General features: G+C 59.4%; 16 protein-coding genes and 1 pseudogene. 13 read left to right on the top strand and 4 right to left on the bottom strand.

The genetic code is table 11. The features are described 5' to 3' along the window. The first annotated feature begins 132 nt into the window (after positions 1–132). The 6 genes from recC to ABH909_RS28700 all read left to right on the top strand — a co-directional run bounded on the left by recC (position 133) and on the right by ABH909_RS28700 (position 11841). On the top strand, positions 133–3585 hold the full coding sequence (recC, locus tag ABH909_RS28725) for an exodeoxyribonuclease V subunit gamma (RefSeq protein WP_429439687.1): 3453 nt from the start codon (positions 133–135) through the stop codon (positions 3583–3585). Further along, positions 3582–7271: an exodeoxyribonuclease V subunit beta gene (gene recB, locus ABH909_RS28720; RefSeq protein ID WP_429439684.1), complete on the top strand. Its 3690-nt coding sequence runs from the start codon at positions 3582–3584 to the stop codon at positions 7269–7271. The genes recC and recB overlap by 4 nt, the downstream gene beginning before the upstream one ends. Continuing rightward, positions 7268–9376, top strand: coding sequence for an exodeoxyribonuclease V subunit alpha (gene recD / locus ABH909_RS28715; RefSeq protein WP_429439681.1), 2109 nt, complete (start codon positions 7268–7270; stop codon positions 9374–9376). The genes recB and recD overlap by 4 nt, the downstream gene beginning before the upstream one ends. A gap of 115 nt (positions 9377–9491) precedes the next feature. Continuing rightward, the gene (locus ABH909_RS28710) at positions 9492–10067 is read left to right on the top strand and encodes a YfiR family protein (protein WP_429439678.1); all 576 of its coding nucleotides are present in this window, start codon (positions 9492–9494) and stop codon (positions 10065–10067) included. After that, positions 10064–11332, top strand: coding sequence for a diguanylate cyclase domain-containing protein (locus ABH909_RS28705; protein ID WP_429439676.1), 1269 nt, complete (start codon positions 10064–10066; stop codon positions 11330–11332). Before ABH909_RS28710 ends, ABH909_RS28705 begins: the two co-directional genes overlap by 4 nt. 5 nt (positions 11333–11337) lie before the next feature. After that, positions 11338–11841 carry an OmpA family protein gene (locus ABH909_RS28700; protein ID WP_429439673.1) on the top strand — a complete coding sequence of 168 codons (504 nt, stop codon included), beginning with the start codon at positions 11338–11340 and terminating at the stop codon, positions 11839–11841. Here the strand turns inward: ABH909_RS28700 and ABH909_RS28695 are convergent. After that, positions 11838–12786 (bottom strand): annotated as a pseudogene (locus ABH909_RS28695) (LysR family transcriptional regulator). The gene ABH909_RS28700 and the pseudogene ABH909_RS28695 sit on opposite strands and share 4 nt — an antisense overlap. 161 nt (positions 12787–12947) lie before the next feature. Here ABH909_RS28695 and ABH909_RS28690 point away from each other — a divergent pair. Both ABH909_RS28690 and mmsB read left to right on the top strand, forming a co-directional pair. Further along, a complete protein-coding gene (locus tag ABH909_RS28690; protein WP_429439670.1) occupies positions 12948–14465 on the top strand; it encodes a CoA-acylating methylmalonate-semialdehyde dehydrogenase in 1518 nt (505 codons plus the stop codon). Between the two features lie 10 nt (positions 14466–14475). Further along, complete coding sequence (mmsB, locus tag ABH909_RS28685) at positions 14476–15363, top strand: 3-hydroxyisobutyrate dehydrogenase (RefSeq protein ID WP_429439668.1); 888 nt, start codon at positions 14476–14478, stop codon at positions 15361–15363. A 230-nt stretch (positions 15364–15593) separates the two neighbouring features. Here mmsB and ABH909_RS28680 read toward each other — a convergent pair whose 3' ends face one another. Further along, positions 15594–15938 (bottom strand): cupin domain-containing protein, encoded by a 345-nt coding sequence (locus ABH909_RS28680; RefSeq protein ID WP_030128140.1) that lies wholly within the window; start codon positions 15936–15938, stop codon positions 15594–15596. 154 nt (positions 15939–16092) lie between these two features. After that, positions 16093–17034, bottom strand: coding sequence for a LysR substrate-binding domain-containing protein (locus ABH909_RS28675; protein ID WP_429439666.1), 942 nt, complete (start codon positions 17032–17034; stop codon positions 16093–16095). A 235-nt stretch (positions 17035–17269) separates the two neighbouring features. On the opposite strand from ABH909_RS28675, the gene ABH909_RS28670 reads away from it, so the two are divergent. Then, positions 17270–18034 carry a sulfite exporter TauE/SafE family protein gene (locus ABH909_RS28670; protein ID WP_429439663.1) on the top strand — a complete coding sequence of 255 codons (765 nt, stop codon included), beginning with the start codon at positions 17270–17272 and terminating at the stop codon, positions 18032–18034. On the opposite strand, the gene ABH909_RS28665 is transcribed toward ABH909_RS28670, so the two are convergent. Beyond that, positions 18024–18338, bottom strand: a complete 315-nt coding sequence (locus ABH909_RS28665) for a putative quinol monooxygenase (RefSeq protein WP_429439661.1) — start codon at positions 18336–18338, stop codon at positions 18024–18026. The two genes, ABH909_RS28670 and ABH909_RS28665, sit on opposite strands and share 11 nt — an antisense overlap. A 162-nt stretch (positions 18339–18500) precedes the next feature. Between ABH909_RS28665 and ABH909_RS28660 the strand changes: the two genes are divergently transcribed. From ABH909_RS28660 to ABH909_RS28645, 4 genes are all read left to right on the top strand, one after another. Then, on the top strand, positions 18501–19091 hold the full coding sequence (locus ABH909_RS28660) for an NAD(P)H-dependent oxidoreductase (RefSeq protein WP_429439658.1): 591 nt from the start codon (positions 18501–18503) through the stop codon (positions 19089–19091). A gap of 223 nt (positions 19092–19314) precedes the next feature. Beyond that, the gene (locus ABH909_RS28655) at positions 19315–20226 is read left to right on the top strand and encodes a LysR substrate-binding domain-containing protein (protein WP_429439656.1); all 912 of its coding nucleotides are present in this window, start codon (positions 19315–19317) and stop codon (positions 20224–20226) included. 205 nt (positions 20227–20431) lie between these two features. Continuing rightward, a complete protein-coding gene (locus ABH909_RS28650; RefSeq protein ID WP_429439655.1) occupies positions 20432–21877 on the top strand; it encodes a SulP family inorganic anion transporter in 1446 nt (481 codons plus the stop codon). A 208-nt stretch (positions 21878–22085) separates the two neighbouring features. Then, positions 22086–22454: a glyoxalase superfamily protein gene (locus ABH909_RS28645; protein WP_429439653.1), complete on the top strand. Its 369-nt coding sequence runs from the start codon at positions 22086–22088 to the stop codon at positions 22452–22454. The last annotated feature ends 46 nt before the right edge of the window (positions 22455–22500 follow it).

Raw genomic sequence — 22500 nt, 5'->3', positions numbered from 1 at the left:
AGATGCAGGTAGGGGTTTTGTTTTGTCCGCAGGAAAGTTCGTACAGCATTATCGGACTGCTCCTGGCTGTCACAGTCTGATGACAGTGCTAAGGTTCGGCCCTAGCTTTTGTATTTTTCCAAGGAAGCCTTTATGCCGGACGCTACGTCCCTCAGTGCTGGTTTTATGGTGGTTCACGGCAACCGCCTGGATGAGTTACGCAGCCTGGTGGTCAGCTGGATGCGGCGTTACCCGCTGGCTCCCTTGGAAAATGAAATCGCCCTGGTACAGAGCAACGGCATCGCTCAATGGCTGAAGCTGGCATTGGCCGAAGACCCTGAAGATGACGACACGGGCGGCTGCGGAATCGCGGCAGCCATCGATGTGCAACTACCGGGCAGCTTCATGTGGCAGCTCTATCGCATGGTGTTGGGACGCGATGAAATCCCGGTCAAATCCCTGCTCGATAAAGCTCCGCTGACCTGGCGTCTGATGCGCCTGCTACCGCAGTTGATCAACCAACCGCACTTCGAACCCCTGCAACGCTTTCTTACCCATGACACCGACTTACGTAAACGCTATCAACTGGCGGAGCGTCTGGCGGATCTGTTCGACCAATATCAGGTCTACCGCGCCGATTGGCTCGAAGACTGGGCAGAAGGTCGTCATCAGCTACGAAATGGTAGAGGCGAAGCCAAAGCCCTGACCCCGGCCAACTGCTGGCAGGCAGAGCTGTGGCGTGCGCTGTTGCTGGATGTCGGTGAACAAGGCATGGCGCAAAGCCGCGCCGGCGTCCACCAACGCTTTATCGAACGGATCAATAGCCTCCACATAGCACCGAGTGGATTGCCTTCGCGGGTGATCGTTTTCGGGATTTCTTCACTGCCTGCTCAGGCCCTGGAAGCGCTTGCCGGGCTTGCTCGATTCAGCCAGGTCTTGCTGTGCGTACACAATCCATGTCGTCACCATTGGGCGGACATCGTCGCCGATAAAGATCTGTTGCGACATCAATACAAGCGCCAGGCTCGCAAGAGCGGCATGCCGGTTGTGCTCAACGCGCAAACGCTCCATCAGCATGCCCATCCGCTACTGGCAGCGTGGGGCAAGCAGGGGCGGGACTACATTAATCTGCTCGACAGCTACGACGATCCCAATAGCTATCGCTCGGCATTTCGCGACGGTCGTATCGACCTTTTCAGCGAAAGCCAACCGCAGAATATGCTCAATCAGTTACAGGACGACATCCTGGAATTGCGTCCCCTGAACGAGACTCGCGAGCGTTGGGCTGCTGTCGATCTGAATAAGGACGAATCGATCCGTTTTCACATCGCCCATAGCGCTCAGCGCGAAGTGGAAATACTTCACGATCAGTTGCTCGCCCGATTCAGTGCGGATCCAGACCTGAGACCTCGCGACGTTATCGTGATGGTTCCGGACATCGACAGTTATGCCCCTCACATCCGTGCTGTCTTTGGTCAGCTCGATCGCCACGACCCACGCTTCATTCCCTTCACGCTCGCGGATCAAGGCCAGCGTGGTCGTGACCCGCTATTGATCGCGGTCGAACATCTGCTCAAGTTGCCCGATAGCCGCTTCCCCGTCAGCGAAATTCTCGATCTGCTGGACGTTCCGGCATTACGCGCTCGATTTGGCGTAGAGGAACGAGATCTGCCGACCTTGCATCGCTGGATCGAAGGCGCAGGCATTCGCTGGGGGATGAACGCCGAGCAGCGCGCGGGCCTGGGGCTGCCTGAGGAACTGGAGCAAAACAGCTGGCGTTTCGGTCTGCGACGGATGTTGCTGGGTTATGCCGTGGGCAGCGCCAATGCCTGCGAGGGGATCGAACCCTACGACGAAATTGGTGGTCTGGATGCCGCGCTCATAGGTCCTTTGGTGGCATTGTTGGATGCGTTGGAAGTTGCTCATCTGGAACTCACTCAACCCGCAGCGCCCAAACAATGGGGCTCGCGGTTACAAGCGTTGATGCAGTTATTCTTCCTGGCCAGCAACGAGCATGACGACTATTTGTTGGCCCAACTCGAAGAGCTGCGTGAGACCTGGCTTGAGACCTGCGAGTCCGTAGGTTTGCACGACGAATTACCGTTGACCGTAGTCCGTGAAGCCTGGCTGGCGGGTCTCGACCAAGGTCGCCTGTCTCAGCGCTTCCTTGCCGGGGCCGTTAACTTCTGCACCTTGATGCCCATGCGAGCGATCCCCTTCAAACTGGTCTGCCTGCTTGGCATGAATGACGGCGATTACCCTCGCGCGCAACCGCTGCTGGATTTCGACCTGATGGGCAGTGACTACCGCCCCGGTGATCGCTCCCGACGGGAAGATGATCGCTATCTGTTGCTGGAAGCATTGTTGTCGGCACGCGACCAACTCTATATCAGCTGGGTCGGCCGCAGTATTCGGGACAACAGCGAGCGCCCTGCTTCGGTGTTGATAGGGCAGTTGCGTGATCATCTCGGCAGCGGCTGGCGACTGCACGATGATAATGATGACCTGCTTGAGTCCATGACTCAGGAACACCCGCTGCAACCGTTCAGCGCTCGCTACTTTCATGAAGGCGATGATCTGTTCAGCTACGCCAGCGAGTGGCAGGTTCTACATCAAGCCAGTGATCTGGCCACTGATATCGAAGTGCTTGAACCCTACGTCCAGGACGAGCCGCTGAGCTTGGGTCAGCTGCAGGATTTTCTGCGCAACCCTGTACGACATTTCTTCAGGCAGCGGCTCAAAGTGTTCTTCGAGGCTGCTGAAGTACCTTTGGCTGATGAAGAGCCATTTGTACTCGACGCGCTGCAACGCTATAGCCTCAGCGATAGCTTGCTTGAAGCGGCACTGGGGCAACTGGACCAAACTGATCAGGTGCTGGAGGCGCAGGCAAAACGCCTGCAAAACAGCGGGCTCTTGCCCATGGCCGGTTTTGGCGAATGTCTTCAGCGAGAATTGATCGTGCCGCTGCCGGATCTGCTGCTGCGCTATCAGCAACTTCTGGCGTTATGGCCAACCCCGCTCACCAGCGCGTTGCCGGTGAGTCTGGAACTACAAGGATTGCGTCTGGAGGGCTGGCTCAGTGGCCTGCATCAGCGCGCAGATGGCGGGTTGTTGTCGGTGACTACGATTCCCAACAGCATCGGTTCGATCAAGGCCCGCAAATGGCATCGCCTGACGCGACCTTGGGTCAATCACCTGGTTGCCTGTGCCAGCGGCATGCCGATGACAACGGCGTTGGTGGCCAGCGACGACAGTTTGCTGCTCGGTCCGATGGAGGAGGTTGCAGCATCCCGGGCTCTGGGCGATCTGTTGTTGGCCTGGCAAACGGGCATGCGCCAGCCGCTGCCGATTGCAGTAAAAACAGCCTTCGCCTGGCTCGCTCAAACCGACCCGAGCAAAGCTGGCGCCGCTGCCCGCAAGGCCTATGAAGGCGACGGCCAGACCACTGACGGCGAGCGCCGTGAAAGCCCGGCGCTCACTCGGCAATACGCCGATTACGATGCACTGATTGCCGACGAGACCTTCCCCGATTGGTGCAACGCTTTGTATCGGCCACTGTTTGAGGCCTCCTGGCGTTCATCGACCAGCGAGGAGGCGCGCTCATGACCACGAAAACACCGCTGGCCCTGGCATTCCCGCTACGTGGCAGCCAGCTGATTGAGGCCAGCGCCGGGACGGGCAAGACCTTCACCATTTCTGCGCTGTACTTGCGTCTGGTCCTTGGCCACGGCGATGAATCGAGCGGTTTTGGCCGTGAATTGCTGCCGCCGCAAATCCTGGTGGTGACCTTCACCGATGCCGCGACCAAAGAGCTGCGCGAACGTATTCGTACCCGACTGGCTGAAGCAGCACGGTTTTTCCGCGAGGAGACACCGGCACCGGATGGCCTCATTGCTGAGTTGCGCGACCAGTACCTCCCCGAACAGTGGTCCGGGTGTGCAAACCGCCTGGACATCGCCGCCCAGTGGATGGACGAAGCAGCCGTTTCGACCATCCACAGTTGGTGCCAGCGCATGTTGCGCGAACATGCGTTCGACAGTGGAAGCCTGTTCACCCAGACCCTGGAAACCGATCACAGCGATTTGCTCGGCGAAGTCTTGCGCGACTACTGGCGACTGTTCTGTTATCCAATGCAAGGCGATGCGCTGAACTGGGTTCGCGGCAATTGGGGCGGCCCGGCGGCGTTGTTGCCGCGAGTGCGAGGGTTGTTCGCCAGCGAGCGCGACAGCGTTGTAGGTAAAGAGCCTGCCGAGTTGATTGCCGAGTGCCTGCAGGAGCGACGGGCTGCTTTGCTTGAACTCAAGATGCCCTGGCGCCAATGGGCGGATGAGTTGCTTGCCATCTGTCACCAGGGTGTCGCAAGCAAGAGCGTCGATGGCCGCAAGATGCAGCCGCGCTACTTCGAACCCTGGTTCGAAAAGCTCCGGGCTTGGGCCGAAGATGAGTCTCTTGAGCAACTGGACATTGGCACCGGCTTCACTCGCCTGACCCCCGATGGCATGGCTGAAGCCTGGAAGGGTGAAGCTCCCCGTCATCCCGGTCTCGATGCAATGCCCGGTCTCAAGAGCAGTCTCGATGGATTGCCGACCCCCGATGCCGCCGTGCTGCAACACGCCGCTCGCTGGGTCGGTGCACGGTTCGAGGAAGAGAAGCGTCGTCGCGCGGAAATGGGCTTCGATGACATGCTCCTGCGCCTCGATGCGGCTTTGCAGTCCGACGGCGGTGGGCGCCTGGCAACCCTGATCCGCGAGCAGTTCCCGGTTGCATTGATTGACGAATTCCAGGACACCGACCCGGTCCAGTATCGAATCTTCGAGAGCATTTATCGCATCGAAGACAACAATCCCGAAACCGGTCTGTTTCTGATCGGTGACCCGAAGCAGGCTATCTATGCCTTCCGCGGGGCCGACATCTATACCTATCTGCGTGCCCGCCAGGCCACCACTGGCCGCCTGCATACCCTGGGCACCAACTTCCGTTCCAGTCATGGCATGGTCAGTGCGGTAAACCATGTGTTCGAGCGCGCCGAATCTCGTGAGCAGGGGCGTGGAGCATTCCTGTTTCGTGAGAAAAATGGAGAGAACCCGGTACCGTTCCTGCCCGTCGAATCCCAGGGGCGCAAAGAAGTCCTGCAAATTGATGGTCAGGTTGTACCTGCCCTGAACATCTGGCACCTGTCCGCCGATCAGCCACTGTCTGGCGCGGTGTATCGGCAACAATTGGCCGCCGCCTGCGCCAGTGAAATCACCGCGCTGCTCAATGGCGGTCAGCAAGGCTGTGCTGGCTTCATCCAGGACGGTAAGGACTTCAAAGGTCTACTGCCATCGGATATCGCAATTCTGGTGCGCGACGGCAAAGAGGCCCAGGCCGTGCGTGGCGAACTTTCGGCTCGCGGCGTGCGCAGTGTTTACCTGTCAGACAAGGACTCCGTGTTCGCCGCGCAGGAGGCCCATGACCTGCTGACCTGGCTCAAGGCGTGTGCCGAACCGGATGTCGAGCGTCCCCTCCGTGCCGCGCTGGCCTGCATCACACTGAACCTTTCGCTGGCTGAGCTGGAGCGGCTGAATCAGGACGAACTGGCGTGGGAAGCGCGGGTCATGCAGTTCCGCGGTTATCGTGAGCTCTGGCGCAAACAGGGTGTGCTGCCAATGCTGCGACGTTTGCTGCACGACTTCCAACTGCCCCAGGCGTTGATCGCGCGCAACGATGGCGAGAGGGTGTTGACCAACTTGCTGCACCTGTCCGAGCTGCTACAGCAGGCCGCCGCCGAGCTTGATGGCGAGCAAGCGCTGATCCGTCACTTGTCCGAGCATCTGGCATTGTCCGGTCAGGCTGGCGAAGAACAGATCCTGCGCCTGGAAAGCGACGAGCAACTGGTCAAGGTCGTGACCATTCACAAATCCAAAGGGCTTGAGTATCCGTTGGTGTTTCTGCCATTCGTCTGCTCGGCAAAACCGGTGGATGGCAGCCGTTTGCCGTTGTATTACCACGACGCGATGGGCAACGCTCAAGTGAGCTTGAAGCCGACGCCGGAGTTGATCGTCCAAGCCGATGATGAACGCTTGGCCGAGGATCTTCGCCTGCTCTATGTCGCCCTGACCCGGGCACAACATGCCTGCTGGCTCGGTGTGACTGACCTCAAGCGAGGCAATAACAATGGCTCGACGCTGCACCTTTCAGCGTTGGGTTACCTGTTGGGCGGTGGTGCGCCATTGGCCGAGTCGGCAGGGTTGCGGCGTTGGCTGGAAGATTTGCAGCAGAACTGCCCGGCGCTGAACTACGGTGAAATGCCTGAAGCGAGCGCCGAGCATTACCATCCGCCGCGCAATGAAGCGACCTTGCTTGCACCGCTGATACCCAAACGCAAGGCCAGCGAAAACTGGTGGATCGCCTCCTACAGCGCCTTGCGCATTGGCGACAGTCTGAGCGTGGGTAGTGACGAAGCGCCGGAGAGCCCGCAAGCACAAAAGCTTTTTGACGACGAACGTCTCGATCCGCAAGCGCCGCGAGAAGTGATTGCTGGCGGCGCTGATATCCATCGATTCCCTCGCGGGCCGAACCCCGGCACTTTTCTCCACGGATTGCTCGAGTGGGCCGGTGACGAAGGTTTTGCCGCTGCACCACAAGCTATGGAAGACGCCATCGCCCGCCGCTGTAATCGCCGTGGCTGGGAAGGCTGGATCACGACGTTGAGTGACTGGCTACAGCACTTGCTCAAATCCCCGCTGCACATTGGCGGCGGGCAGGCACCGGTGGTGTTCGGGCAACTGACCCAGTACCGGGTCGAAATGGAGTTCTGGTTCGCCAGTCACAAAGTTGATGTGCTCAAACTCGATGAACTGGTGCGCCAATACACCCACAACGGCGTGGCCAGGGTGGCTGCCGAACCGGTGCTGCTCAATGGTATGTTCAAAGGCTTCATCGACCTGACGTTCGAGCACGACGGTCGTTATTACGTCGCCGACTACAAATCCAACTGGCTAGGCGTCGATGACGCGGCCTATACCGAACAGGCCATGGAGCAGTCGATTCTGGATAATCGTTACGACCTGCAATATGTGTTGTACCTGCTCGCCTTGCATCGCCAGCTCAAGGCGCGGCTGGTCGATTACGATTACGACCGGCATGTCGGCGGGGCGTTGTACCTGTTCCTTCGCGGTACTCGCGCCAACAGCCAGGGCGTTTATTTTACCCGTCCGCCACGGGAGCTGATCGAGCGTCTGGACCGGTTGTTCCAGGGCAAGCCAGAGCCCAAGGCCGAACCCGCCTGGGAACAGGGAGTACTGCTATGACGCGCACCTTCGCCGATTTGCTGCCCACGCCGTTAGCGGCCGAAAGTCTGGCGGACCTGGCCCCGCTGAGTCGCGCAGATGACTTATTGCTGCTGCTCACGCGCTGGGTCGAACGCGGTTGGCTACGGGCGCTGGACAAGGCCTTCGTCGCCTTTCTGCACGAACTCGCCCCCGACGATGATCCGCTGGTACTGCTGGCTGCTGCGTTGACCAGTCACCAGTTGGGTCATGGCCATGTTTGCCTGGATCTGTTCGAAACGCTGAAAGAGCCGGACTTCGCTCTGTCCCTGCCGCCGGAAGGTGATCTGCAAAGTGGCGCGATGTTGCTGCCGTCGCAGTTGCTTGAGGCGCTGGAGGGGGCTCATTGGTGCAAGATGCTGGCGTCTAGCCGTCTGGTAGCTCTGGCCGTGGACGGGCGTGAGGCCGCGCAGCACCGGCCGTTGGTATTATCGGGTAAACGCCTGTACCTGCGCCGTTACTGGGCTTACGAACGACGCATCGACAACGCCCTGCGTCAGCGATTGGCGGCACAGGAAACAACACCGAATGATTTGCCCCAACGCCTGACGGGGCTGTTCGGTCCAGCCCGGCCTGATGAAGTGATCGACTGGCAGAAGCTCGCTTGCGCCCTGGCTGCTCGTAGCGCATTCAGCATCGTCACTGGCGGCCCGGGGACCGGCAAAACCACTACGGTCGTGCGTTTGCTTGCTTTGCTTCAGGCGCCAGCGGTGGAGGGCGGAAAACCGCTACGCATTCGTCTCGCGGCACCCACTGGCAAAGCTGCCGCACGATTGACCGAGTCCATCAGCCAACAGGTTCAAACCCTGGAAGTTGCTGAAGCAGTGCGGCAGAAAATCCCGTCGGATGTGACCACCGTGCACCGTTTGCTCGGCAGTCGTCCCGGCACCCGGCATTTCCGGCACCACGCCGGCAATCGCTTGCCGCTGGATGTATTAGTGGTGGACGAAGCCTCGATGATCGATCTGGAAATGATGGCCAATCTGCTGGATGCATTGCCGGCCCATGCCCGTCTGGTACTGCTCGGTGACAAGGATCAACTGGCGTCGGTAGAGGCCGGTGCCGTCCTGGGGGATCTGTGCCGCGATGCTGAAGCCGGTTGGTACAGCCCGCAAACACGCCAGTGGCTGGAGTCAGTCAGCGGGGAAGACCTTGGTGCCAGCGATTTGCACGAAGACATCAACGGAGCGCATCCCCTGGCTCAGCAAGTGGTGATGCTGCGTCACTCAAGGCGCTTCGGCGAGGGCAGCGGCATTGGCCGGTTGGCCCGTTGGGTCAACCGGCAGCAACCCGAGGAAGCCCGCAAGTTACTGGCGGCTGGAAGCCATGACGATGTATTTTCCTTGCCTCTCAAGGGTGAGCAGGACCGAGCGCTGGAGCGGTTGTTGCTCGAAGGCCATGGCCAAGGACCACAAGGTTATCGTCATTACCTGAATCTTTTGCGTAGCCAGCGGCCGCCGCTCGACTGCCCGCTCGACGATCCACGCTGGACCGATTGGGCTCGTGTGGTGCTGCAAGCTTTCGATGCCTTCCAGCTGTTGTGCGCGGTACGCAAAGGGCCTTGGGGTGTGGAAGGCTTGAATCAGCGAGTGACCGACGCGCTGCTCAAGGCTCGGCTGATCGACAGCGATCACCAATGGTACGAAGGTCGGCCCGTGCTGATGACCCGCAACGACTATGGCCTGGGCTTGATGAATGGCGATATTGGTATTGCCCTCAAGCTGCCGGAGCGTGAGGGCCCCGACGCGGGGCGGCAAGTGTTGCGTGTGGCCTTCCCGCGCAATGATGGTCAGGGCGGTGTGCGCTTTGTCCTGCCAAGTCGGCTGAACGATGTCGATACCGTGTACGCCATGACCGTGCACAAATCCCAAGGCTCTGAATTTGCCCATACGGCGCTGATTCTGCCGGATGCCCTGAACCCTGTGCTCACCAAGGAACTGATCTATACCGGCATAACCCGGGCCAAACACTGGTTTACCCTGATTGAACCTCGTGCCGGCGTCTTCGAAGAGGCCGTGCGACGCAAGGTCAAGCGCTTGAGCGGATTGATGCTGGAGCTGGAAGAGGGGTTCGAGCCGGGTCACTGAAAAGAGGAGCAGACGAAGGAATCTGTCCGAAGTGCCGTGGTGCGTGGTCTCGCTGGTGTTTCGGTGCTGTGCTATCGTTGCGGCATCATTCGTTTAGATCGAAGAGAATCCCTGCATGAAGGTGGCTGTCAGGACGACAGAGCGCGTTGTTGGCTGCAAGCAAGTGCTGCTTGCCGGCCTTCTCTGTTTGTTGACGGACGTTGCCTTCGCTCAGTCTGACACCGACGTGAGCAAGGTCGACCAACGTGCCAGGGCGGTCACTCAGGTAGTGCTCGGGATCCTCAGTTATGCCCGGTGGCCTGTTGAGCCTCAACGGTTGCGTCTATGCGTGGTCGGTCCTACCGAGTACACCGACGATCTGGTCAAGGGCACCACACAGGCCACTGGCCGGCCTGTCACCGTGCGACGGCTTTTGGCCGACAACCCGGCCATTGCCGGCGAATGCGACGCGGTGTACATCGGCAAGCTGACCCGGGACGAACGCAGTCGATTATTCGCCTCGCTGACAGGACGCCCGGTGGTGAGCATCAGTGAAGACGGCCATCAGTGTACCGTCGGCAGTCTGTTCTGCCTGCGGGTCGGCGATGAACAAGTGTCCTTCGAGGTCAACCTCGACTCGGTCGCCCGCAGCGGTGTGCGCATTCATCCCAGCGTGCTGCAACTGTCGCGCCGCAAGCCGGCGGCACCATGAGTCTATTCAAATCCCGCATGCGTCCGACCCTGGGGGCGGTTATCGGCCGTGGACATTTGATCGTCGCCCTGGTGGGCGTGGCCATGGCCAGCGTTTCGTTGACCCTGCTAGGTGTTCTGGCCTTGCGGGTTTACGCCGATCACAACCTGCATCTGATCGCCCGTTCGATCAACTACACCGTAGAAGCAGCGGTAGTGTTCAACGATAAGGTCGCCGCCACCGAAGCGCTGGCGTTGATCGCATCGACCGAAGAAGTGGCCGATGCACAGGTGATGGATAAGCAAGGCGGGTTGCTCGCACGGTGGCAACGACCGGAAACGGGGTTGCTCTCCGATCTTGAAATGCAGATCGCCCGGGCGATTCTGGAAAAACCCATCAGCGTGCCGATCGTCCATCAAGGTCAGGAAGTCGGCAGCATCTTGCTCACCGGCCACGGTGGCAGCCTGATGCGCTTTTTGCTCAGTGGTCTGATGGGGATTGTTTTGTGTACCGCTGTCAGTACCTGGGTGGCGCTCTATCTGGCGCGTCGGCAATTGCGCGGGATCATCGGTCCGTTGCGCAGCCTGGCTACTGTGGCTCACGCTGCCCGCAGCGAGCGAGCTTTCGACCAACGCGTGCCACCCGCCGACATCGCAGAACTCGACAACCTGGGCAATGACTTCAATGCCTTGCTCGATGAACTCGAATCCTGGCAGACCCACCTGCAAAGCGAAAATGAAACCCTGGCCCATCAGGCCAGTCATGACAGCCTGACCGGACTGCCGAATCGAGCGTTTTTCGAAGGCCGCTTGATGCGTGCCTTGCGCAATGCCGGCAAATTGGATGAGCGAGTGGCCGTGCTGTTTCTCGACAGTGACCGGTTCAAGGATATCAATGACAATTTTGGCCACGCCGCCGGCGATGCGGTGCTGATCGCCGTGGCAACCCGGGTTCGTGCACAACTGCGTGAAGAGGACCTGGTTGCGCGTCTGGGCGGCGACGAGTTTGCAGTCCTGCTGTCACCGCTGCATAAGACCGAAGACGCCGAACGGATTGCTGACCAAATCATTGCCAGCATGGAAGCGCCAATCCCCTTGCCGGGCACTACCCAAGTGCTGACTTCACTCAGTATCGGCATCGCGGTGTACCCCGATCATGGGGTCACACCTGGCGAGTTGCTCGACGCTGCCGACGCCGCGATGTACCAGGCCAAACGCCTTTCCCGAGGCGCGCAGCAAACGGCAGGGGCGGAGCTCCCTGTCGCCCATGTTCAAACCAGGAGCTAATTTCTGTGTTCACCTTCGATCAGCGTTCGCTACGACTTTTCACGATCACTCTGTTCCTGGGCTTGCTGGCCTTGACCGGTTGCCAGACAGCACCGCAAAAGGGCCTGACCCCGGCGCAGATCGCTGTGCTCAAGCAGCAAGGTTTCGAAATGACGGATGATGGCTGGGCCTATGGTCTTTCGGACAAGGTGCTGTTCAGCAGTGACGTCGAAAGCCTCAATCCTGCCAGTACCGAGATCGTCGAGCGCATTGGCAAGGCGTTGTTGAGTGTGGAAATCCAACGGGTGAGGGTCGACGGCCACACCGATGCTTCGGGCAAAGAGTCCTATAACGAACAGCTTTCCCTGCGACGGGCGAAAAGCGTCGGGAAGGTGTTGGCCGCAGTCGGCTTAAAAGAAGAAAACATCCAACTGCGTGGCCTGGGCAGCAGTAAGCCCGTCGCCACCAACGATACCGCGGACGGACGCACTGAGAACCGTCGCGTATCGATCGTGGTGAGCGCGGATTAATCGGCGAACAACATCTCCCGACTTTCCCCCATCAACAGCGCTTGGTTCTGCTCGGTAACCCCGCGGATGTAATCCCACAACAAGGTGATCCGCTTGAGCTTGCGCAGGTCTTCGCGGCAGTACATCCAGAACTGCCGGGTAATGGTGATCTCTTGCGGCAATACCGGCAGCAATCGCGGATCCTGAGCTGCCAGGAAGCACGGCAGAATCGCCAGTGACCGTCCTTGCTGAGCGGCTACGAACTGCGCAATCACGCTGGTGCTGCGCAGATTGGCACTGGCACCAGGCAACACATTCGCCAGATACAGCAGCTCCGAGCTGAACGCCAGATCGTCCACATAACTGATGAATTGATGCTTGCCCAAGTCTGCCGGGCGGCGGATCGGTGGGTGCTTGTCCAGATAATCCTGAGTCGCATACAGCTGCAATTTGTAATCGCAGAGTTTGCAGCAGACATACGGGCCATGTTCCGGTCGTTCCAGTGCGATGACGATGTCTGCTTCGCGCTTGGACAGGCTGATGAAGTGCGGCAGCGGCAGGATGTCCACCGAGATCGCCGGGTAGGCGTCGACGAAGTGACTCAGCTGCGGCGTGATGAAAAAGCTGCCGAACCCTTCGGTGCAGCCCATGCGCACATGCCCGCGACAACGCCACGCCGGAGCCCGAAACCTGCTCGCAGGCCATGTGCAGAGTGCTTTCGATCGACTCGGCGTAACCCAGCAGCCGCTGGCCTTCGGCAGTCAGGACGAAACCGCTGGTCCGGGACTTTTCGAACAGTAACGTGCCCAGCGAGGTTTCCAGCGAACTGATGCGTCGCGACACGGTGGTGTAATCCACCGCCAGGCGCTTGGCTGCGGTACTGGCCTTGCGAGTGCGGGCAACCTCGAGGAAAAACTTGAGGTCATCCCAGTTCAACGAGCCTAAAGACGTGATGTTTTTTTGCATGATGGACCGGCTTTTATGTGCGTTCTTATTAGAAGTTTGCACATCTATACTCCAAAAACAGTCCGATAACCAAGTCGCGACACACGCTTCATCGCAAGGCGACTTTCTCGCCTTGGCTCCAAAGATCGCTCTCTAAATAAGAACAACGTCCGGAGACCAATATGAACGCATCGCTAGAAACCACCGTGCAAAAGGTTAAGTTGTTGATCGATGGCGAGTGGGTCGAATCCCAGACCACCGAATGGCACGACATCGTCAACCCGGCGACCCAACAAGTGCTGGCCAAAGTCCCCTTCGCCACTGCCGCTGAAGTCGATGCCGCCATCAGCGCCGCCCATCGCGCCTTCCAGACCTGGAAGCTGACGCCGATCGGCACGCGGATGCGCATCATGCTCAAGCTTCAGGCGCTGATTCGTGAACATTCCAAACGCATTGCCGTGGTGCTGAGCAATGAGCAGGGCAAAACCATTGCCGATGCTGAAGGCGATATCTTCCGCGGCCTGGAAGTGGTCGAACACGCTTGCTCCATTGGCAGCCTGCAGATGGGCGAGTTCGCCGAGAACGTCGCTGGCGGTGTCGACACCTACACCTTGCGTCAGCCGATCGGCGTCTGTGCCGGCATTACTCCGTTCAACTTCCCGGCGATGATTCCGCTGTGGATGTTCCCGATGGCCATCGCTTGCGGCAACACCTTCGTGCTCAAGCCGTCCGAACAGGACCCGATGTCGACCATGCTGTTGGTGGAACTGGCCATCGAAGCCGGCATTCCGCCGGGTGTGCTCAACGTCGTTCATGGCGGCAAGGATGTGGTGGATGCGTTGTGCACCCACAAGGACATCAAGGCTGTTTCGTTCGTCGGTTCGACCGCGGTTGGCACGCATGTCTATGACCTGGCGGGCAAACATGGCAAGCGCGTGCAATCGATGATGGGCGCCAAGAACCATGCCGTTGTACTGCCTGATGCCAATCGCGAGCAAGCCCTCAATGCGTTGGTCGGTGCCGGTTTCGGTGCGGCGGGGCAACGCTGCATGGCCACCTCGGTGGTGGTGCTGGTGGGCGCGGCCAGGCAATGGCTGCCAGACCTGAAAGCGCTGGCGCAGAAACTCAAGGTCAATGCCGGCAGCGAGCCGGGCACTGATGTTGGCCCAGTGATTTCCAAGCGAGCCAAGGCGCGGATTCTTGATCTGATCGAAAGCGGTATCAAGGAAGGCGCCAAGCTCGAACTGGACGGTCGCGACATCAGCGTTCCGGGCTACGAGGAGGGTAACTTTGTCGGCCCGACCCTGTTCTCTGGTGTCACTCCCGAGATGCAGATCTACACCCAGGAAATCTTCGGCCCGGTGCTGGTGGTATTGGAAGTCGATACCCTCGATCAAGCCATCGCACTGGTCAACGCCAACCCGTTCGGCAACGGCACGGGTTTGTTCACCCAGAGCGGTGCGGCGGCGCGTAAATTCCAGACGGAAATCGACGTCGGCCAGGTCGGCATCAACATCCCGATTCCGGTGCCGGTGCCGTTCTTCAGCTTCACCGGCTCCCGTGGTTCGAAGCTCGGCGATCTCGGTCCTTATGGCAAGCAAGTGGTGCAGTTCTACACTCAAACCAAGACCGTCACTGCGCGCTGGTTCGACGACGACAGCGTCAACGACGGTGTGAACACCACCATCCACTTGCGTTAAGGAGCCGGACATGAAAATCGCTTTTATCGGTCTCGGCAACATGGGGGCGCCGATGGCGCGCAACCTGATCAAGGCCGGCCATTCACTGCGCCTGGTCGATCTGAACAAAGCTGTGCTGGCAGAGTTGGAGCAATTGGGCGGCAGCATCAGCGCTTCGGCGCGTGAAGCCGCTCAAGATGCAGAGCTGGTGATCACCATGCTGCCAGCCGCTGTGCATGTGCGCAGTGTCTGGCTGGGTGAGGATGGCGTGCTGGCAGGGATCGCCAAGGGCGTTCCGGCAGTGGATTGCAGCACCATTGATCCGCAGACGGCGCGTGATGTTGCCGCAGTGGCTGCCAAACAAGGCGTGGCCATGGCCGATGCCCCTGTCTCTGGCGGTACCGGCGGTGCCGCGGCCGGGACGCTGACCTTCATGGTCGGCGCCACGCCTGAGCTGTTCGCAACCCTGCAACCGGTGCTGGCGCAGATGGGCCGCAACATCGTCCATTGCGGCGAAGTCGGCACCGGGCAAATTGCCAAGATCTGCAACAACTTGCTGCTGGGGATTTCCATGGTCGGCGTCAGCGAAGCCATGGCCTTGGGTGATGCATTGGGGATCGACACGACAGTGCTCGCTGGGATCATCAACAGTTCCACCGGGCGGTGCTGGAGTTCGGAGATGTATAACCCATGGCCGGGCATCGTCGAAACAGCGCCAGCCTCGCGCGGTTACACCGGCGGTTTCGGTGCCGAGCTGATGCTCAAGGATCTGGGACTGGCCACCGAGGCGGCACGTCAGGCGCATCAACCGGTGATCCTCGGCGCGGTGGCGCAGCAGTTGTATCAGGCGATGAGTCAGCGTGGGGAAGGGGGGAAGGACTTCTCGGCGATCATTAACAGCTATCGCAAGCCCCAATAAGGATTTTTTAGGGATGGTGATGGGAGGCTTGCTGTGGCGAGGGAGCTTGCTCCCGTCCGGCTGCGGAGCAGTCGTAAGTCCTGAGCATGCGGTGTATCTGAAACACCGCATCAGCTTGTTGGGTTCGCTTCGCGACCAGCGGGAGCAAGCTCCCTCGCCACAAGGGATGCGGATTCCTATCAGTTTTTTTTGCCGAGAGACCACGTCGGGTGGTCTCTCGGTTTTTTGCATCAGGCAAACACGAAATACTTACGCACGGTCTCAACCACTTCCCATGTGCCCTTCATCCCTGGCTCGATGACGAAAATATCACCGGCACGCAGGTGAATCGGCGCCATGCCTTCCGGAGTGATGATGCAGTAGCCTTCCTGGAAATGGCAGTATTCCCACTTCACGTATTCCACGTACCACTTGCCTGGCGTGCAGATCCAGGTGCCCATGATCTTGCTACCGTCTTCGCTGGTGTAGGCGTTGAGGTTGACGGTGTGCGGGTCGCCTTCGAGTTTTTCCCATTTGCAGGCGTCGAGCACGGGCAATGGGTGGGTATCGCGTAGGACGGTGATAGGTGCAGACATGTCAGCTCCAGGCTAGCGGCAGGATTGAATGACCAGCCTATGCCGAGAAGGGGCCACCGGGATGTCTGGGGTCGACATTCAGTTACCTGTAAACGCTGAGAACAAGAGACTGTGCAAAGCTGTTTTGCACCATTGCCGTGCCTATGTGAAGGTTTTACAACAATGCACGATCAATAATTTCTTGGCCGCTGCCGGTCGGTAAAGTCTGCCCCTCAGGGAGAGTCAAGGCATTCAGCAAAGCCTGGGCATAACCGGGCAGCACGGCGAAGTCCCGGGCGCACAGCAACAGTTTGCGGCGGGCCCATGGCTCTTTCAGTCCGATGCTTTTGAACGGTGTTTCAGTCGGCCAGCGTTCGACTGCCGCCAAAGGCACGATCGCCAGCCCGGCTCCTCGGGCGACCATGCGCATCACTCCATCGAAGCCATCGGCGCGGATGCGGATCTGCATCCGTAAACCGTTGTGCAGGGCTTGTTCTTCCAGGTACACGGCCAAGGCGCTGTTGGCGTTCAGGCCGACGTAATCGTGGTGCAAGGTGGCGCTGAAGCTTAATGATTCGGTGTCGGCCAAGGGGTGATCGCAGGGCAGGATCAGTACCAGGGGGTCGTCACGGAAATAGCGGGTCTGAAGGCCATCGGTATCCACGGCGTCGGACACAATGCCCAAGTCCGCTGCACCTTGGCGCAAGGCGTGGGTAATGCGCGCGCTGGGCAGCTCTTGCAGGTCGATGTCGAGGTTCGGATGGTTGCGCAGAAAGTCTGCCAGCAACTCAGGCAGGTACTCGGTGATTGCCGTGGTGTTGCACAGCAACCGCACCTGGCCTTTGACCCCTTTGGCGTACTCGACCAGGTCCTGCTGCATGCGCTCGGTCTGTTGCAAAAGGACTCGGGCGTGCTGCGCCAGGGCCTTGCCGGCGGGTGTCGGACTGACACCGCGGCGACCTCGCTCAAGAAACTCGATGCCCAGTGAAGCTTCCATGGCACGGATTCGCGCACTCGCAGCGGCAAGCGACAAATGACTGCGAGCGGCACCGGCGGTGATGTTGCCGGTGTCGCAGATGTTCAGGTAGAGGCGCAGGTCGGTGAGGTCGAAGTGCATTTGTCACAGCCTCAGGAGGTTTGTTGTCTGGGCGGATGCTTTCGCGAGCAAGCCCGCTCCCACAATGGATCTCGGGTGTTCCGACTTCTTGTGTCCGCATTCGATCCCTGTGGGAGCGGGCTTGCTCGCGAAAGCGCCAGCAGCACCAGCGAAGTCTTCTGCCTCTTGATCAGCAAGAGGCAGCCTCAGTATATGGCAGATTTTCAAGGCAACCTTCAGGGCTCAGCATAGCCCCATGAATACACTCGCCGCGTTTTATCAACATCTGGGTTTGGCCCTGTCCTTATTGGTTATCGCCACCTTCCTGCTGGCCGGGATGATCAAAGGTGTAATCGGCCTCGGCCTGCCGACCATTGCCATGGGCTTGCTCGGTCTGGCTATGGCGCCGTCGCAGGCTGCGGCGTTGCTGATTATTCCCGCGACGCTGACCAACGTCTGGCAACTGGCCTTTGGCGGTCATTTGCGCGGGCTGCTGAACCGGTTGTGGCTGATGCTGCTGGCGATTTTCATCGGCACGGGCGTCGGTACGGTGTGGATCGGCATGGCCGGTGGGCATTGGGTCGTACGGGGGTTGGGGGCGGCGTTGTTGATATACGCCTTGAGCGGGTTGTTCCTGCCGACCTTGCGTGTCGGCAGTCGTAGCGAGTGTTGGCTCGGGCCGCTGTGTGGTGTGCTGACGGGCATCATCACTTCGGCCACCGGCGTCTTCGTGATTCCGGCGGTGCCTTATTTGCAAGCGTTGGGCTTGAGCAAGGATGAACTGGTGCAGGCGCTGGGCCTGTCGTTCACCGTCTCGACCCTCGCGTTGGCCGCCGGGCTGTTATGGCGCGGTGCCCTCGGCGGTGGCGAGTTGAGTGCATCGCTGCTGGCGCTGATTCCGGCGGTGCTCGGCATGCTGTTGGGGCAATGGCTGCGCCAGCGGATCAGCGCCGTGTTGTTCAAGCGCGCGTTCTTCATCGGCCTCGGCCTGCTCGGTGGCCACTTGCTGATCAGCGGCTAGCGGATGAAGTGCTGAGCATCTCGATCGGCCGGATATCAAAATCCCGTTCCAGATACTCCATGCGCATGTCGAGGAATTGCTTCATGTGCGGCAGGTTCGAGTGCGTATCCAGATGAGCCTGGGATTGCCAGATCTCGTAGAAGATAAACAGAGTCGGGTCCTGTTTGTCGCGTAGCATGTGGTACTCGATGCAACCGGGTTCGGCGCGACTCGGTTCGACATAAGCACGGAACAACGCTTCAAAGGCCTCGGCTTTTTCCGGGCGGGTCTTGGCGTGCAGGATGAAGCCTTGCAGTTCGCTCATCAGGATCTCCTGGGAAGTTAGAATCGGCGCAAGTTTACGGCAACAATCCCCTGTCGATTCGTGCGTATTGGTCAAATGAATTTTGCTGGATAAGGGCTTATTCCACGCGAGGTCGATCGCTACTCTGCCGCCATCGAATTTCAACCTTGCGAGATTTTTCCCATGAAAAAAGTCCTGTTGCTCAATGGCGGCAAAAAGTTCGCTCACTCCGATGGTCGCTACAACAAGACCCTGGACGAAGCGGCGCTGAGCGTGCTGGATCGTGGTGGTGTGGATGTAAAAGCCACGTTCATCGACGAGGGCTACGACGTCGCGGAGGAAGTCGCCAAATTCCTCTGGGCCGATGTGATCATTTATCAGATGCCCGGCTGGTGGATGGGCGCGCCCTGGACCGTCAAGAAGTACGTCGATGAAGTCTTCACCGAAGGCCACGGCAGCCTTTACGCCAGCGATGGCCGCACGCGCTCCGACGCCTCGCAGAAGTACGGCAGCGGCGGTTTGTTGCACGGTAAAAAATACATGCTGTCACTGACCTGGAACGCGCCGCAACAAGCCTTCGACGATCCGACCGACTTCTTCGAAGCCAAAGGTGTGGATGCGGTGTACTTCCCGTTCCACAAGGCCAACACCTTCCTCGGCATGACCGGTTTGCCGACCTTCCTGTGCGTCGATGTGATGAAACGCCCGAACATCGAAGCCGATGTAGCGCGTTATGAGCAGCATTTGAGCGAGGTGTTTGGTCTTAAGGCATAACGCTCGGCTACTATCGATATCTGAAGCGGGACTGAATCTGTGGCGAGGGAGCTTGCTCCCGCTCGGCGGCGAAGCCGTCGTAAAGTCAGCCGACGCGGTTTGCGGAACCACCGCATGTGCTGGTTTTGGGTCCGCTTCGCGCACCAGCGGGAGCAAGCTCCCTCGCCACAGGCAAGCCTCTCGCCACAGTAGAACCGCGCAGGACTATCGATAAGGGACACACGTGAAAGCCAGATCCGATGAGTTGCAGATTTTCGTCTGCGTGATTGAGTGCGGGTCGATTTCAGCGGCTGCCGAACAGGTGGGGCAAACGCCCTCGGCGGTCAGCCGCACGCTGTCGCGACTGGAGGCCAAGCTCGACACCACGTTGATCAACCGCACCACGCGGCGCATGGACCTGACCGAGGAGGGCAAGTATTTTTTCGAGCAGGCCAAGCTGATTCTCGATCAGATGGACCAACTCGAAGAGCGCCTGTCCTCACGCCAGCAAACCCCCTCCGGGCGTTTGCGAATCAATGCTGCCTCGCCGTTCATGCTGCATGCCATCGTGCCGTACATCGATGAGTTCCGCCGTCTCTACCCGGACATCGAGCTCGAACTCAACAGCAATGACCTGATCATCGACCTGCTCGAACAAAGTACCGATATCGCCATCCGCATTGGCACGCTGGCCGATTCGACCCTGCACGCCCGCTCACTGGGTTGCAGCCCGCTGCACATTGTCGCCAGCCCGGCGTATCTGGAACAACACGGCGTACCGGCCGACGTTACCGACCTGGCCGAACATACGCTGCTTGGGTTTACCCACAACGAAGGCCTCAACCAATGGCCGTTGCGCTATGTCCACGGTGATCGCTGGCCGATCCAGGCGTCGATCAATGCGTCCAGCGGCGAGACGATCCGACACCTGGCGCTGGCAGGGCAGGGCATCGCCTGCTTGTCGCACTTCATGACCATCGACGACATCCGCGCCGGTCGTTTGCAGGTATTGCTGGCTGAGTTCAACAGCGGATATCGCCAACCGATCAATGCGGTGTATTACCGCAACTCGCAACTTGCCCTGCGAATTCAGTGCTTCCTGGACTTCATCCAGGGCAAATTGGCGGCTTATGCGATTGCGGATTTCAAGGGCTGATTCGTAGACCGCGTCATCGTTTTTCGCAAGCAAGCCCGCTCCCACAGTGGACTTGCGTCAATTCACGATAATGGGAGCGACACAGGGCTCATGTGGGAGCGGGCTTGCTCGCGAAAGCGTTTCCGGCGCCCCATTCACTGGCCGGCCCGCCCTCAATTCCGTAATATCCGCCCTCTCTTCTCCCGCCTGTCTTTTTAGGTAAACCATGAAACCCAAACGTCTGCGCGCCGATGTCCTGGCCGGACTCACGACCTCTTTCGCACTGATGCCCGAATGCATCGCCTTTGCGCTGGTAGCCCACCTCAATCCATTGATGGGGCTGTACGGCGCTTTCATCATCTGCACCCTGACGGCGCTGTTTGGCGGGCGGCCGGGGATGGTGTCCGGTGCCGCCGGATCGATGGCTGTGGTGATCGTCGCGCTGGTGGTGCAGCACGGCGTGCAGTACTTGCTGGCGACGGTGCTGCTGGGCGGTTTGATCATGCTGGCGTTCGGTTTGTTGAGGCTGGGCAAACTGGTGCGCATGGTGCCGCACCCGGTAATGCTCGGCTTCGTCAACGGCCTGGCGATTGTCATTGCCCTGGCCCAGTTGGAGCACTTCAAGAGCGGTGACGGCTGGTTGAGTGGTGCGCCGCTGTACATGATGGTCGGGCTGGTGGCGCTGACGATGGCCATCGTTTATTTGATGCCGCGCCTGACGCGCGCCGTGCCGCCTGCGCTGGTGGCGATTCTGGGCGTTGGGCTGGCGGTTTATCTGCTCGGCCTGCCGACCCGCACCTTGGGCGACATGGCGCACATTGCCGGCAGTTTGCCGAGCTTCGCGCTGCCAGACATCCCATGGGGTCTGGAAACGCTGCGCATCATCGCCCCTTACGCGATATTGATGGCGCTGGTCGGCCTGCTGGAAACCCTGCTGACCCTTAACCTCACCGACGAGATCACCGAGAGCCGTGGCTACCCGGATCGCGAGTGCGTGTCATTGGGCGCTGCCAACATGATTTCTGGCGCGTTCGGAGGCATGGGTGGCTGCGCCATGATCGGGCAAACCATGATCAACCTCAGCTCGGGCGGTCGCGGTCGGCTGTCCGGTGCAGTGGCCGGGATAATGATTCTGCTGTTCGTGCTGTTCCTTTCGCCGCTGATCGAGCGTATCCCGCTGGCCGCACTGGTCGGAGTGATGTTCGTGGTGTCGCAGCAGACCTTTGCCTGGGCCTCGTTGCGGGTGCTGAACAAGGTGCCGCTGAACGATGTCCTGGTGATCATCGCGGTGACGGTGATTACGGTGTTCACCGATCTGGCCATCGCCGTGTTGTGCGGGATCATCATTGCGGCGCTCAACTTTGCCTGGCAACAGGCTCGCGAACTGTATGCCGACAGCTATCAGGAAAGCGACGGCAGCAAACTATACCGGCTGCATGGCACACTGTTTTTCGCCTCTACTACACCATTCCTCAATCAGTTCGATCCCGCCAATGACCCGACCCAGGTGACACTTGATTGTCGCCATCTGAGCTTTGTCGACTACTCGGCCATCGCTGCGCTGAAGACATTGCGCGAGCGCTACGCCAAGGCTGGCAAGCAGCTGCGTGTGCTGCATTTGTCCGAACGCTGCAAGAAACTGCTCAAACGCGCCAGCGAACATCATGACTGAAATCGATCAGTGATCGTTCCCTCGCAGAGCGTGGGACGGTCAGCGTCGGGGATGAGAGTTCCGACATTCTCTATCTCTACACGAAAATAACTTTCATTGAGCCATGTCTCGTAGTGGCACATTGCGATTAAAGAAAGCCGTTCCCAAGCCGAAGCGCTGACATCCAGCCCAGCTACACTCTGGGCCTTCTCAGTCTGGGAGCAACTCCATGAGCTTCGGCAAAACCACTCCGATCCTGCGGATTTTCGACGAAACCAAGGCATTGGAGTTCTACGTCGACTTCCTGGGTTTCAAGATCGATTGGCAGCATCGCTTCGAAACCAACTTCCCTTTGTACCTGCAAATCTCCCATGGCGAATGTGTGCTGCACCTGTCCGAACATCACGGTGACAGCACGCCGGGCTCGGCGTTGCGCATTGAAACCGATGAACTGGAGGCGTTCCAGCAGCAATTGTTGGCCAAGGAGTATGCTTTCGCTCGCCCACAGATTCAGGCCATGCCCTGGGGGAGCCAGGACATGACCATCAGTGATCCGTTTGGGAATCGGTTGGTGTTTACCAATGCGATCAGTGTTTGATTGAATGAGGTTAAGCGAGACCTGCCGATTTCCCGAGAGGCCTCGC

Origin of the sequence: Pseudomonas sp. BS3782 TE3695, from assembly GCF_050435305.1 — a bacterium.
Lineage (GTDB): Bacteria > Pseudomonadota > Gammaproteobacteria > Pseudomonadales > Pseudomonadaceae > Aquipseudomonas.
Note: the sequence above shows the minus strand (reverse complement) of the source record. Positions and strands in the feature narration are given on the sequence as shown.